General features: G+C 35.9%; 13 protein-coding genes. 7 read left to right on the top strand and 6 right to left on the bottom strand.

From position 1 onward, the window contains the following. The 5 genes from EGI26_RS14375 to EGI26_RS14355 form a co-directional block, all read left to right on the top strand. The coding region (locus EGI26_RS14375; RefSeq protein ID WP_255079367.1) for a M20/M25/M40 family metallo-hydrolase at positions 1 to 787 on the top strand (787 nt) is incomplete at its 5' end. Positions 788 to 889: 102 nt separating this feature from the next. Beyond that, on the top strand, positions 890 to 1,492 hold the full coding sequence (locus tag EGI26_RS14370; RefSeq protein WP_255076740.1) for an REP-associated tyrosine transposase: 603 nt from the start codon (positions 890 to 892) through the stop codon (positions 1,490 to 1,492). A 248-nt stretch (positions 1,493 to 1,740) separates the two neighbouring features. Next, a complete protein-coding gene (locus EGI26_RS14365) occupies positions 1,741 to 2,217 on the top strand; it encodes a hypothetical protein (protein WP_255077338.1) in 477 nt (158 codons plus the stop codon). Positions 2,218 to 2,421: 204 nt separating this feature from the next. After that, complete coding sequence (locus EGI26_RS14360) at positions 2,422 to 3,519, top strand: Nif3-like dinuclear metal center hexameric protein (protein WP_255079365.1); 1,098 nt, start codon at positions 2,422 to 2,424, stop codon at positions 3,517 to 3,519. Positions 3,520 to 3,549: 30 nt separating this feature from the next. Beyond that, positions 3,550 to 4,296, top strand: coding sequence for a zinc ribbon domain-containing protein (locus EGI26_RS14355; RefSeq protein ID WP_255079359.1), 747 nt, complete (start codon positions 3,550 to 3,552; stop codon positions 4,294 to 4,296). A gap of 132 nt (positions 4,297 to 4,428) precedes the next feature. Here the strand turns inward: EGI26_RS14355 and EGI26_RS14350 are convergent, their stop codons facing one another. After that, entirely contained in the window at positions 4,429 to 5,772 is a 1,344-nt protein-coding gene (locus EGI26_RS14350) for a hypothetical protein (RefSeq protein ID WP_255079358.1), read from the bottom strand. A gap of 147 nt (positions 5,773 to 5,919) precedes the next feature. Here EGI26_RS14350 and EGI26_RS14345 point away from each other — a divergent pair, with 147 nt between their 5' ends. After that, a complete protein-coding gene (locus EGI26_RS14345; protein WP_255079357.1) occupies positions 5,920 to 6,657 on the top strand; it encodes a LytTR family DNA-binding domain-containing protein in 738 nt (245 codons plus the stop codon). Beyond that, positions 6,658 to 8,568: a tetratricopeptide repeat protein gene (locus tag EGI26_RS14340; protein WP_255079355.1), complete on the top strand. Its 1,911-nt coding sequence runs from the start codon at positions 6,658 to 6,660 to the stop codon at positions 8,566 to 8,568. It abuts the gene before it with no gap. A gap of 53 nt (positions 8,569 to 8,621) precedes the next feature. Here EGI26_RS14340 and EGI26_RS14335 read toward each other — a convergent pair whose 3' ends face one another. The 5 genes from EGI26_RS14335 to EGI26_RS14320 form a co-directional block, all read right to left on the bottom strand. Continuing rightward, positions 8,622 to 9,446: a DUF2911 domain-containing protein gene (locus EGI26_RS14335; protein ID WP_255079354.1), complete on the bottom strand. Its 825-nt coding sequence runs from the start codon at positions 9,444 to 9,446 to the stop codon at positions 8,622 to 8,624. An 82-nt stretch (positions 9,447 to 9,528) separates the two neighbouring features. Continuing rightward, positions 9,529 to 10,317: an SDR family oxidoreductase gene (locus EGI26_RS14330; protein WP_255079353.1), complete on the bottom strand. Its 789-nt coding sequence runs from the start codon at positions 10,315 to 10,317 to the stop codon at positions 9,529 to 9,531. A 49-nt stretch (positions 10,318 to 10,366) separates the two neighbouring features. Then, entirely contained in the window at positions 10,367 to 10,615 is a 249-nt protein-coding gene (locus EGI26_RS21315; protein WP_409035373.1) for a DUF202 domain-containing protein, read from the bottom strand. Positions 10,616 to 10,697: 82 nt separating this feature from the next. Further along, positions 10,698 to 14,033, bottom strand: coding sequence for a carboxypeptidase regulatory-like domain-containing protein (locus EGI26_RS14325; protein WP_255079351.1), 3,336 nt, complete (start codon positions 14,031 to 14,033; stop codon positions 10,698 to 10,700). A gap of 236 nt (positions 14,034 to 14,269) precedes the next feature. After that, positions 14,270 to 14,968, bottom strand: coding sequence for a DUF3291 domain-containing protein (locus tag EGI26_RS14320; RefSeq protein ID WP_255079350.1), 699 nt, complete (start codon positions 14,966 to 14,968; stop codon positions 14,270 to 14,272). Positions 14,969 to 15,021 lie beyond the last annotated feature (53 nt).

The raw sequence follows: 15,021 nt of genomic DNA, 5'->3' as shown, positions 1-15,021 counted from the left end.
TTTTACTGGAGATGAAGAAGAGTCCGGAAAACCGACTTCGATATCCAGGGCTGACTTTATAGAAAGAGCCAAAGCTTGCGATGTAGCCTTGGGTTATGAAACCACCGCTGGCTTTGGTATAGCCACCACGGCTAGGAGAGGAGCAAGCGGCTGGACGCTCATCGTAACTGGCAAACAAGCCCATTCCTCAGGGATTTTCAGTGAAGGTGCAGGTTATGGCTCTATTTATGAAGCTTCGCGTATTTTGAATGAATTCAGGGAAACTTTGAGTAAGGAAAAATATTTGACCTTCAATCCTGGTCAGATAGTGGGAGGTTCGTTTGTGAACTATGACGAAACCGAAGCTAAAGGCATTTCTTTGGGCAAAACCAATATCATAGCCAAACGCACTATAGTGACAGGAGATTTAAGATTTCTAACTGAAAATCAGAAGATTGTCGCTAGACAAAAAATGCAGGAGATCGTAAAAAGAAACCTGAATCAAACTTCTGCTCAAATCAGATTTAAAGACGGCATACCCTCTATGCCTCCAACCGAAGGCAACAGAAATATCATGAAAGTGCTCAGCCAAGTAAGTATCGACCTCGGCATGGGAGCCGTAAAAGAAGGCGACCCAGGCTCAAGAGGTGCAGGAGATATTAGTTATGTGGCAGATTATGTGGATTGTCTCGATGGCCTCGGTGCTTCAGGCTCAGGTGCACACACACCCACCGAAACGATGAACATCAAAGAATATCCGAAATTAATTAAAAGAAGTACTTTGTTGATTTATAGGCTTTTGAAATGATGGTTCTAAAGCTGTGCATTGCAAAGCTGTGCGAAGGATATTTCCTTCGTACGTGTGAATCGCGGCTTGTAGCCGCAGAAAAAAATATCTGAATAAGAGAATATGGAGAAAGGAGGATATCAAATACGTAATCAAAGTAAACCACATTTTATGACATTTACTGTTGTAGATTGGGTAGATATTTTTACGAGGAAGATTTATCGTGATATAGTAACTGAAAGTTTGAAATATTGTCAAAAACAAAAAGGATTAATTCTGCACGGATATGTAATTATGAGTAACCATATTCATGTAATTTTTCAAGCAGAAACTGGGAATTTGTCAGATTTAGTTAGGGATTTTAAGGTATTTACAGCAAAAAAAATACTTGAGACAATTTCAATTGGTCCGGAGAGTAGGTCAGATTGGATGTTGAAACGATTTGAATTTGCTGCAAAAAGTCAAAGCAGAAATAGCAAGTATCAATTTTGGGAATATGGTAACCATCCTGAAGAAATATTTTCTGAGAAGTTCTTCTGGACAAAGCTTAATTATATTCATATGAACCCGGTTAGGTCTGGAATTGTAACTAAAGCTTCTGATTACGTTTATTCAAGTGCATCAAATTATGTTAGAAAGGAAGGAATTATTGATGTTTGCATTGCTTCTGTTCCAATAATTGATTTTACAAAACAAAATAGTATTATTGAAATTAATGAGTGGTAAAATGCATAATGTTTCACTTCGGTCAAAGACCGAAATACACCAGTACGAAGGCAATAGCTTTCGCACTGCGAGGGTGGTATTATTTTAGCTACAAGACCAACGATAAAGTCTGATTTTTTGACAGCTGTAGGGCAGCTTAAAGGTATGTATGCTATGTATGCAGAAGAATTGAAATTTTTAGTACAATAAGATTATAAGCCAATAAATTTGAGTAATGCAGAGTGGAATACTATAAAAACCTGATTTCTATGACATTAAGAGAGGTGTGCTATTTATCTGAAACTGTGGAATTGAAACATTTAGTCAATAAAAATAATTTAACGCTAAAAGTTGTTGATAATCAAAAAATATATTTGACATCTAAATGCTTGGTTTTTGAAATTTATGGATTAGTAGTAGAAGATTTTTTTTATTTCGATTTCTACTCTATCGATTTGAATTTGTATTCAAGTCTCGATCGTATTTTATCTGATTTTGATTCTGGGAAGTTACATTCGGTGTATCAAAAACAAATTGATACAAGAAAAGAAGTTTTGATTTCGTACTTGCAAGGTAACAAAGAATCTACGTTAAGAGCGGAACAATATTTCTTTACAATGCTTCAATTAATGGATGAAATTTTAACAGAGATTATGTCTTGTAAAAAGCAAATAGGGGAACAACATTGGACTAAGATTTTTGATCATAAAAGGAAAGAACTCGAAAGTGTTCTAAATGCAGTCTGAAATTTCAATATATTCGCTCTGCGAAGGCTATTGCCTTCGTAGGTGTGTAAGGTGGGTTTCACCCGCAGAAAGAGAAATAGAGTTTAAACAGTAGATTAATAAGCTTAAATATGCTCATGCCAATACCCGCTTAAACGAAATACCCTTTTACAAAGCCTTTGGATAGCATAGATGTAAAAATAAAATAAATAGAAACATCTTAAAATGACTATAAAAGAACTTACCGATTATTTAGAAAAGATAGCTCCACTGAGTTACCAGGAAGATTATGACAATTGCGGGCTCATTGTGGGTGATTCTAATGCTGAAATTACTAATGTATTGGTGAGCTTGGATGTGACTTTGGAAGTTATAGAGGAGGCCATTGCTAAAAAATGCAACCTGATTATTGCCCATCACCCATTGATTTTTAAAGGTTTGAAAAAACTGAATGGCAAAAACTATATTGAAAAGTCTGTAATTAAGGCTATTAAAAATGATATTGCTATTTATGCCATTCATACCAATTTGGATAATATAACGAATGGCGTTAATTTCAAAATAGCCGAGAAACTGAATCTTCAAAATGTAAGTATTCTGAAACCGAAGTCAGATACTTTGATGAAACTTACGGTTTTTTGTCCAAAAGAAAATACTCCTAGACTCCAAGATGCTTTTTATGCAGCGGGGGCGGGTGAGATTGGAAACTATTCCAACTGTAGCTTTAAATCTACAGGAATAGGGAGTTTTAAGCCAAATTCGGTGGCAGCACCAGTGATTGGCCAGAATAATAAATACGAAGAAGTAGAAGAAAACAGAATTGAGGTCGTTTTTCCTGCCTATTTAGAAGGTAAAATATTAGAGGCCATGCGTAAAAACCATAGTTATGAAGAGGTGGCGTATTATTTACACAAAATAGAAAACGATAACCAAGGGGTAGGTTCAGGTGCCATAGGATATTTACCGGAGGCCATGTCCAAATCTGAGTTTTTGGCATACCTAAAAAATAGTATGAACTTGAATGTTATTCGTTTTACCGAAACAAAAGCTGAAAAAATCAAGAAAGTGGCGGTATGTGGTGGAGTTGGAAGTTTCCTTTTGGCGGATGCTAAAAAACAAGGTGCTGATGCTTTTGTAACGGCAGATTACAAGTATCATGAGTTTTTTGATGCCGAAAATCAGATAATGATTGCAGATATTGGACATTTTGAGAGCGAAGTATACACAAAAGATTTAATTGTAGAAATAATTTCAAAAAAATTCACTAATTTTGCGTCCTATTTATCGGAAATAGATACGAATCCAATTAAATATTATCATTAAAAGAGGTGTTCTTTTTACATTCTTAAGTATATGGAGATTACAATAGCAGACAAGCTGGTTACACTTTTGGAATTACAGGAAATTGATTCAAGATTAGATCAATTGAGAAAGCTTCGTGGCGATTTGCCAGAAGAAGTGAAAGACCTTGAAGACGAGGTGATTGGAATCGAAACCAGAATTGGTAAATTCCAAGTAGAGATAAACGCACTCAAAGAAGAAATCGAGCGTCATGTTCATAATAAAAAGGATGCTGAAAAACTTATAATCAAATATAAGGATCAGCAGATGAATGTGCGTAACAATCGTGAGTTTGACGCCATTACAAAGGAACTTGAATTACAGGAATTGGAGATTCAATTGTCTGAGAAAAGAGTCAGAGAGGCTGAATACAAAATTAGTGTTAAAGACAAAGAAATAGAAGATACCAATGCTGCCAAAGACAAAAGATCTGAGGTATTGGAGCAGAAGCGTCAGGAACTTGACAAATTGGTGTCTGATAGCCAAGACGAAGAGGAGAAATTGATAAAGCAGTCGGAGAAACAATCTAAAAAGGTTGAAGATAGGCTACTTAAAGCTTACGTAAGAATAAGAGGCGGTGCAAAGAACGGATTGGCCGTTGTAGCAGTCGACAGAGGTGCTTGTGGAGGTTGTTTTAACGTGGTACCACCACAACGTCAGGCTGATATTATGGATAAGCAAAAAATCATCATCTGTGAGCATTGCGGAAGAATATTGGCTGATGCCGATATGATTAAAGTACACAGAAAGAAGAAATAAGGATAACAGAAAAAGGAGCTAACAGCTCCTTTTTTTATGCCCTTTTGGAAAAGAATGAATTTAAAACAGGAAGTAGATTTTCGATTAACCAGTAACCAGTCAACCAATAACCAATCCACCATTCAACCAACACTAGTCCTCATAATAATATCCAAAAATAATTCCCATTTCATCTTCGGAAGTAAATCCAAATCTGATTGTTTGGTCGGTGTAATTGTTGTAGGTTATTCTTGAAGTTAAGCTTTCTCCTGCTTTAAGTGCAATAGGATTTGCAAAATCTATTTTGGCTGGATGCTCCCAGTTTGTAGAAGTATATATCACTTCGCCGTTTCTGGCTCCTCCTTTTATGAGTACCTCGAACTTCTCGCCCAATTTATGTGTATGTGAAAACAAAGTCACCACTTTAACGTTTTTGTCGAATTTGAAATCTTTGCTAACGGTTGTTGTTTTATTAGGCGGCAAAACAAAAGTTGTATTGCCTAAGTCTAGCACTTTCAGTGTCTTTTTTACTTTTTCTTTTGGCACGGTGTATAAATTTATATAGACCTCACCATTGTAAGACTTTGCACCTTTGTTGAAATAATGCGAGTTTACATCAAAGGTCATGTTGGCAGGTAGCTCTACTGCAGTTCCTTCGGGGAAATTAAAAGTAAAATTGCTTTCGCTTCCGCCAAAATAAAACACATGGTTGCCAATTTGCTGAAGTGTAGTAAGATTAAACGATTGGTCTTTGTTTCGTAAATCTCTTATTTCGTTCAGCTGTGGTAGATTCAGATTATTTCTAAAACCATATAAAATAAAATGGTGGCTTCCCGGGTGCATTTTTAGTTGAAACTTATTCACAAACACATTTTGGGAATTATTCAATGGCTTTCTTATAAATACCTCCCTTTCAAAATATGGATAAATCTCAAAAGGCTCGAGTTTCATCTGAAAACCTTGCTCAGCAGTAGGTGCTGCTAGCGGCTCAAATTTCTTTAAAACTGAAGTTTTATCGGCTAATAAACTGATATCTACAATATTGCCTTCTTTAGGTGCTCCTGCTTCAATCCATCTTCTGATGTATTCAATCTGACCCGTAAAAAGCATGTCTTTGCCCAAAGGCATAATGCTTCCAAAGTTTTTGTTGCTCTTGTGAGTGGTTTCAAAAAGCATTTTTTGGTAAAGAAGGCTGTTTTCGGCATCAAAAGGCAAAACCCTCTTTAAGTTTTCTTCTTTTGCGGTTTGATTTTTAGAGATGGCATTTACCAGATTTTCATAGGCTTTTCCTTGCGATAATATCAGTCCGTGCTGAGCAAATGTGCCATCGGATTCATTTAAATGACAACCCGAAACTGCACATGAAGTATTGAGTATTTCGGTTTGTATATTTTCAAAAGTACTGGCATTTTCTAAATCTACAGTATTTTTATTACATCCAAGGGTAAAAACAAATACCAAAGAAAAAAGTAAAGCTATCCACGCAGTATTTTTCATTATAAGATATTATTTATCAAAAATAAGTTTCAAAATTTCTAAATACACAAATAGTATAGCAGATTGTTTGTGAATAAACGCTGTTTATACATAAATCATTTCTTAGTGATTTGTTTTTATTATATTTAGGTTGACATTTTAACCATTATGTTAAACGTAATAATATTAGACGACGAATCAAAGGCGATTCAAAGTTTGGAATGGGAACTCAAGAGTTTCTGTCCCAATGTTTGTGTTTTGGCAACTTTTACAAACCCATTTGATGCTAAAGATTTTCTCTTAAACAATTCTATTGATTGTATTTTTTTGGACATAGACATGCCTCAAATGGATGGATTTCGCTTTCTCGAATTTTTTCCTCAGCGAGAGTTTTCTGTAATAATAACTACAGCGTATGACCAATATGGAATTCAAGCTTTGAAAATGCAAGCCTTAGATTATCTTTTGAAACCGATTGATTCTGATGATTTGATTAAGTCGATTGAGAAAATTAGAGCCTACAAAAACTCAACAAATATTAAGGATATCCTTGAGGATATGTTACTTAATATAAATACATTACAGACCATTAATTCGAGAAAAATAAATATTAGCTGTGATGGGAAGATATATTTCTTAGAGCCCAATGAAATTCTTTTTTGTGAAAGTGATGGTAATTATTGTAATGTTTTTTTAGAAAATGGTCAAAAACTTTTTTTGACACAGATTCTCAAAAATATCGAAGAAAAGTTGCCCAAGAATATTTTCTATAGAGTGCATAATTCTTTCGTGGTCAACCTCAATAAAGTAAGGGAGTATCAAAAAAACGAGGGCTACTTAGTTTTAACAAATGGAAAACATATTCCAGTCTCTAGGACCAAAAAAGGACTTTTTCTCGAAAAATAAATGAAGAAACTCGTAATACTTTTTCTTATATCTTTTTTGTTGAATTCACTTACTTCTTTTGCAGGTCCAAAAGTCTTGGAGGTGATAGCTAAACTTAAGTCTCAACCTAACTTAGATCTCATTCAGATAGATGAGGCACTGAATGATTTCAAGAGAGATTCTGTTTCTATGAAAACCCTTTCAGAAATAACAGATTTTCCTATTGTAAGAGTTTTTGGATTGAATGCTTTGGGAGTTATAGCAAGAAACACTTCGAAATACAAAGAGTCAATTCGACTTCACTTACAGGCACTTAAGCTTTCTGAAGAGATAAAAAATCAAGAATCCATTATCAATAGTCTTAATATGCTTGGAGTTTCGTATCGGAGGCTTGACGAAGTACGTTTGGCTCTTGATTTTCATAAGCAGGCATTGAGCATAGCGGATAAGATAAGCCTGAAATCTGAGAGTATTTTGCGAAGCACAGCTGTTTCTTTAAACAGTATAGGTAATATTTATCTGGTTCTGAAGCAATATGAACTGGCAGAGCAGCAGTTTACTAAATCCATGGAAATTGAGAAAAAACTGGAGAATAAATTGGGGTTGGCTATCAATTATCAAAACATTGGTATTATCAAAGAAGCCCAAAATAAGCTCGATGAAGCATTGGTAAATTATAAAGCCTCGCTTGATTATAACATTCAAATAAATTCAGAATTAGGGAAAATAATTTGTGAAAATTCTATAGGTCAAATACTTATAAAACAAAATAAACCAGGGGAAGGGCTTAGGAGAATACTTCCGACTATTGCTTTGGCCGAAAAATTGGGCGATAAATACTATATCACCATGGCTAAAATTAACTCTGGTTGGGCATTGAGCATACTCAAGGACTACCCAAGTGCGGAGAAATATTTGCTAGGGGGCTTAGATTTGGCGATTGCCAATAACTTTAATTCATCCACATCTGAGGCCTACACGCATTTGGCTTATTTGTATGAGTCAAAAGGGGAGTATCCCAAAGCCCTCGAAAACCTCAAAAAGAAACAATTGTTTAGTGAAAAAATACTCAATGAAGAGAATCTCAGGTACACAGCGGAGTTGATTGTGAAATATGACAATGAGAAAAAAGAGAGTCAAATAGCCCTTCTTGAAAAAGAAAATGAACTGGTAAAATACCGCCTTTTTGAGAATCAACGGATTATGATCTTCGCCGGAATTCTGCTCACTTTATTGGCGGGCTTGTTGTTTATTTGGTACAGACAGTATCAGCTCAAGAACGAAAAACAGGTTTTAATGTTAGAGCAACAAATGATGCGTTCACAGATGAATCCACATTTTTTGTTTAACTCGCTCAATTCTATTAAGTTATATATCATAAATAATGAAAAAGAAAATGCCGTTTACTATCTTAATAAGTTTTCGAAACTCATACGGACCATACTTTCAAACTCAAGGGAGAAAGAAATCAGCTTAAAGGAAGAGCTTGAAACAATGGAACTCTATGTCAATATTGAAAGCATTCGTTTTACAGAAAAAATTCATTACGAAGTAATTATCGATGAAAAAATCAATACGGATCTTATAAAAATTCCTTCGATGATACTTCAGCCGTTTATTGAAAACGCCATTTGGCATGGTTTGTCTAATAAAGTAGGCGATAAAATACTGAAGATATTCATTACCAATAAAGTGAAGGGGCAGATTTCGTTCGAAATTGTGGACAATGGTATTGGCCGTCAAAAAGCTCAAGAAATCAAAGAGAATAAGGTTTCGAAGCAAAAGTCAATTGGCCTCAAGCTTACCAAAGAACGATTAGAGAATTTTGCCAAAAACATTAATAAAGAAATTGTGATGGATTTTGAAGATATGCTTGACAATAACCAGCAACCGTTAGGTACCAAGGCCATCATTATTATTCCTATAAAATAAAAAAGAGGAAGCTTTTGCTTTCCTCTTTTGTTATTCTGAAAATTCCTAAATAATTAATTCAGGGACTTAATCAATTTCTCGTTTAAGGTTACGTAGTCAGGGTTATTGCCTTTTGTGGCTAATTCCAAAGATTTTTTAGCAGTTGCAATAGCACCAGCTTTGTCTCCTGCCTTAGCTTGTATTTTAGCCTTCAAATGAGCAATCCAGTACGCATCTGGTTGAGCATCCACAGCTCTGTTTGCCCAAGCTAATGCTTTTGTCAAGTCTTTGCCATTGTCAAAATAATAAGAAGCCGCCGCAAAATAAGGCTTGCTGTCTACATTCATAGCTTTGTCTATATCAGCCATGATTTTTGAATCAATATCTGCCACGATTGGAAACTCAACCTCAGTGTTTTCCCAAATTATGCTCATATTTACACTGTTAGAAGTCTGGGCACCAAACAAAATCATGAAGTTTTCAACATTCATCGGTAAAGTTGTCGGTTTTGCTGTAAAACGTGTTACTTCGTTTTCAGCTTTGAAGTTAAATACACTTGTTTCTGGTTTAGCAAGTATAATTTCCCACTCAGTTTTACCTGGAACAGACAAAATAGAGTATTTACCTGCTTTCACTGCTTTTCCGCCAACAGTTACATCTTCACCAAAAGTGATCAAAGTTTGCGAATTTGCTCCTGTTCTCCACATTTTGCCGAAAGGAACTAAGTCGCCAAATATTTTTCTGCCTTTTGCAGCTGGTCTTGAGTAGGTTACCTCAACACTTGAAAGTGCAAAATCTTGTTTGATGGTTTGTCCTGGACTAGGAGCTGGAGTTTTGATTGCCTGTGCAAAAGCACCTAATGATATTACCGAAAGAGCAAGTACAATAAGTTTTCTCATAAAAATATTAAAGGTTTGTTTATTTAACTTCAACGCAAATTCATACTAATTAGTTTTCTGAGGTGTCAAAAACACTGTTTTTTCAGAGACTCATCGAAAGGCCGCCATCTACAGGAAGGTTTACACCATTTATGGAAGCGGCTATAGGTGAGCACAAAAATGCCACTGCCGCTCCTACTTCTTCTGCTGTTGCAAACTTGCCAGTAGGAATATTTGTCAAAATTTGATTTTCTATTTCAGATCTTGCAATATTTGATGCGGCTGACTTCTGCGTAAGTACTTCGTCCAATCGCCCTGTTAAGGTATATCCCGGTAATACGTTGTTTACTGTTATTCCAAATTGAGCGATTTCTTTTGAAAGCGTTTTTGCCCAAGCAGCCACAGCCCACCTGATGGTATTAGAAACGCCCAAACCAACCAAGGGTTGTTTTACCGAAACAGAAATCACATTTACAATTCTACCAAACCCTGCCTTTTTCATGGCAGGTACAAATGCTTGAGTAAGTATTTGATTAGCTATTAAATGTTGTTGAAAAATCGATTCGAATTTTTCCTGACTTTCATTTATGATATCTCCACCTGCTGGTCCACCAGTGTTATTGACCAATATTTGATAGTCTCTCTTTGATACCAATTGATTGACAACTGTTTTTAAATTCTCAATATCCGTATAATCTAATACGACATAATCGTGAATTTGGGTTTCGGATAACACTGGTAGTTCAGAAAGTTTTTGTTTAAGTAATTCTTCATTTCTACCTACCAACGTAACATTAGCTTCACTGTTAGCAAGTTCTACTGCGGCCGCAAAACCTATTCCTTTGGAACTGCCACCAATAAAGGCATTTCTGTTTTTAAGATTTAAATTCATATTTTATTATTTTAAATATTTGTCTTTATAATTTCCGATACGCTTTTCACTATTCTTTTTCGATGAATAAAAAAGTTTGCTGTTTCTGAAATAAAAAGCAAAATTGAAACAGAATTAGCATAATTTCTAAATATGGAGAGTTTTTGATTTTTAATAAATTGTGAAGACTTAATGCCGCAATTGTAAAATATAGTGAAGTTCTTAGAAAGGACAAAAGTGTTGACTGGTTGGCCAAAACGGTTCTTTGAAGAGCAAGGTTTTCTCTCAATATTAAGTCTTTATTTCTGCTTTGTTCCATAGTCAGCATATGTATTGAGGACAAATTTAAACAAAAAAAATCCCGCACCTAAGGAGCGGGATTCTTTTGTAGATTTTCCTAATTAGTTGAAGATATATCTCAATCCTAACTGTAATTGGAATACGTTATCAATATTGATTGCTTTCACGAACGAATCTTGAATCAATGTTGGAACTCCAGCTATGGTTTGTGTTGCCAATCTGTAAGTTGGCACGCCGTTTACAGTGCTTCCCAATGTCATAACGTTACCGGTGGTTAGGTTACCCACACCCCATTTGTTGTTCAACATGTTACCCACGTTCAATATATCAGCACGGAAACGTAGCGTATTTTTCTTGCCACCTACGTTGATATAAACATCTTGCTCAGCAGTGAAGTCGAATCTTGTCAACCATGGAGAGTATCCTCCGTTTCTTTCTGCATATTTGCCTCTTCTTGTTTTCAAGTAAGGGTTGTTCTCTATGAATTTCTCCCAAGCCTCTTGTTGTTGAGCTGGTGTCCAAGTAAGTGTTTGTCTTGCTCCAGCGGCATCAGTGTAAGTGCTTGTAAACTGAGCAAAAGCAGTTTGATTACCGTTGTTAGGTACAAATAGAAGGTCGTTTAATGTTACACCGTCTCCATTGATGTCATTGCCAGATACATAAGATACTTTGAATCCACTTTGTGAAGTCATACCTAGTGTCAGCATAGTTGCTCCACCAAACTCGCCCCCATAAACAAATCTCTTGTTTACATATCCAACAAATCTGTGACGCAAGTCATTGTTAGAATAAGCTAGGTCAAGATAGTTAAGACCTTGTACCGAAGGCGTGTTCAAGTCAACAGTAGATGAAACGTTCGCTATGTCCATTGCTTTTGCATTGGTATATCCAACCATTCCACCAATTCCGTTAGCACCCATTGGTTTTTCCAATTTAGTTGTCACACTATAAGAGTAACCTTCGTCAGAGTTTGTAAGCATCAAAGCTCCGTTTATTTGCGAATTGATATATCTGTTAGTTCCAGCAACCGCAGATGCAGGGTATCTGTCTCTATTGTCAAGTCCTGAGAAAATAGCCGCAGCTGGCTTCAAGTTAGCATCGATATATTTCAAAGAATTGATGTATTTGTTGAAAATACCTTCAATTGTTCCTATTATTCCAAAAGGAAGCTTTTGGTCAACGGCCAAGTTTGTTTTCCAAATTTGAGGGAATTTCAAATCAGGATCTGAAGCATTGATATTGTAACCTGTAATCTTAGTAATGTCAGTAGTGGTAGGTCTGTAAACCGAAGGGTCTAAAGTGAAAGGATAGTTTATCGACCCCGTTGCTGGAGTTTTACTTAAGCCAGAGATGTTTACACCGTTGTTACCTAATTGGTTCGAAATCAAAACGTAAGGAATCCTAGATAGGAACAATCCTGATCCACCTCTAATTTGAGTTGTCTTATCTCCTTTTACATCCCAGTTGAATCCGATTCTTGGAGACCAATATAAACGACCTTTTGGCAAGTTCGCCATATTTACCTTATAATCTGAGTTGTCAGGTAATTTAAAGGTCAAGCCATCTACAACAGGGTTATAGTAGTTTCCGGCTGTTGGAGCTACATTGATATAGTCTCCACGTAGACCATATGCCAATTTAAATTTCTCAGTTACTTGGAAATCATCTTGAGCATAGAAACTTGTCGTGTAAACTTTTAATCTCTGCCAAGGAGCCTCTCCGCCTTCTACTAATGAATATCTGTAGTCAAACTTCGCTACTGGTACTGGCGATGTAGTAAGGTTTTTGTTATCCAAGTAAGCATTAGCTGCAGTTTTGAAATCTTCTATTGAGTTAAATGCCCAAACACCATTGCTTGCATAGAAAAACAAGTTGTTTGATTTGAAATATTCAAATGCACCACCAAAAGTCAAAGTATGCTTTCCAGCAAAGTAAGTCAAGTTATCTGTCAAATTGAAAGTTGAGTAATCCAATTTGTTATCAGGCGTAAAAGGGTCAAAACCAATTGTAGTATAAGTGGTGTTGTCTTTTCTGATTTCAACAGTTGGGAACTGCTGTGTACGATATTCTCTGTCTTCAATTTGCTTATTGAATGTTCCAATCAAATTGTTAGCTAATTTTCCACTAAATGTAGAGTTCCACTCACCTACAATCGAACGAGTGTTGTCTTGTATGATATATCCTGTGTTTTGAGGAGAAAGAGCCAAGGCTGAGTTACTTCTGTTACCAAATCCTGCAGTGTTACCACTGTTTGAGTTTGATATCAAGGCATCTGATTTTGAATCGTGGTGAGAGTAACGCAAAGTAAACTTGTTTTTCTCATTCAAGTTGAAGTCCAAACGGCCCAAAAATTTATTTGATTTAACTTCGTTGTTGAACTGATCAACAGCACCGATGTTGTAATCAAATTTCTCTTGCATAAATTTACCTAAGTCTTCAATATCAGCTGCAGTGGTACGAGACACACTACCTGTAGCACCAGGACGGCCAGCAATCCAGTCCAATGCTGGTTTAGCACGATTCAAGAATTCTCCGTTTACAAAGAAAAACAATTTGTTTTTTAAAATTGGACCACCCACTCTAAAACCAAATGAGTTTTCTTTAAAGTCAGCAGCAGGAATTGCAATTCCGTTTGCTTTTTTGCCAACCAAACCGTCGCTTTGTAAAAATGTGTAAACCGAACCAGAGTAGTCATTAGTGCCTGATCTTGTAACGGCGTTTATACCCGCACCAGCAAATCCCGACTGACGAATGTCAAAAGGAGCAATGTTGATTTGGATTTGCTCAATGGCGTCCAAAGATATGGCAGAAGTACCTGTACGACCACCAGCAGCTGCGTCAGAACCCAATCCAAATCCGTTGTTGAAAACCGAACCATCAATAGTGATATTATTGAAACGGCTATCCTGTCCAGCAAAAGAGTTACCATTACTGTAAGCGTTGTACTTTGTGATGCTGTTCATAGTACGGCTCAATGTAGGTAAATTATTCACCGCCTCACGACCGAAAGTCGTAGCAGCACCTGTTCTGCCTGAAGAGAAAATGTCTGATCTTGATGAAACTACACTGATTTCTTCAAGCATTTTACCTTCTTCTGCCATTTTGAAGTCAACGTTTGACGATGTACCCAAGTTGGTAATAACTCCTGACTTCGACTCATCTTTGTAACCCACAAAAGTAACAGTAACCGTAAAAGGCCCACCAACCCTAACAGCAGGTAAAGTGTAACGACCAGAGTTGTTTGTTACGGCAGCATATTTAGAACCAGACGGCACATGCAAGGCTACAACGGTGGCTCCTGGAAGACCTTCTCCTGATTTGTCAATTACAACGCCAGAAATGGCAGCAGTAGTTACTTGGGCATTAGATTGAAGTGTAAAAAACATCAAAACGAATGCAGAAATAACTAATTTTAAAAAAGTAGTTTTTTGATTCATAAAATAAAATTTGAGGTTAATTTGTTAAAAAAGTTCTTGATTCAAAAGTACAAATAAATTCATCGCTACAAAAGTAATAGTTTTTTCAAATGAAAAAAAATGACCTATTTCATAAGAACTTTAAACTTAGAATATTACATAAAAATATTGGTATTGGTAAATTATCAAATTGTTAAGGGTTGATTTGTTTACATCTTGTTTGAATAATACAAAATCTGGTGGTTTTTGAATCCTAATTAGTGATATTTTGAAATTGAATCTGGGAGTTTACCAGAATATCCCAATAAGCTAAACCTGGCGAACAACTCCTCGGAATACCATTTGTTTTGTCTGGTTTTTTTTATGACCTCTGCATGTTGCTTTTTGTGATAAGCAAACGCTTTCATGCTGTTTTCGTTTTTCCAAATAGATAATGTGGCTTGTTTTAAGAATGGAACTTCTCCGGTGCCAATGGAGTAAATGAATCCTTCATTTTTCGAGAAATTTTGAGCTATTTCAGGTACGTTTTTCCAAAAACTATTGGCTTTATTTAGTTTTATCGTGGCTCTTGTAAGTACAACTATAGGTTCATTCTCTTCAAAAGCCGTATTTAAATTACTTTCAAAAGGTTGTTTTCCATCCCAAAATCCATGCGATTGTTTCGGAGACAAGTAAATGGTGAAAACATCATCAGCAAACTTGTTGAGATATTTTGATATCCATGAAATTTCTAAGAATTTCTGATAATCACTCTCAGATTTCCAAACCCACAAATAAGCCCACTGATTCAGATCAGGTCTTATATCGAAGGTGCCATTTTTTCCTGTTCCCATCAACTTATAAAAAGACATACCGTGCTTATTTAAGAATAATAAAATTCTAAATACGGCCATTGACAAAAAACCAAAAATCATTTTGCTACCTTTATACTGAGCCACTGTAAGCGTTACAAACATATTAATTGGTTTTTAAACTAAATCTCTTTTTTTTTCGTAATTCAATCAAACTT

It is taken from the genome of Lacihabitans sp. CCS-44, assembly GCF_024343735.1.
In the GTDB taxonomy this organism is placed as follows: Bacteria; Bacteroidota; Bacteroidia; order Cytophagales; family Spirosomataceae; genus Leadbetterella.
The sequence above is the reverse complement of the archived record's forward strand: the minus strand, read 5'-3'. Positions and strand labels throughout refer to the sequence as shown.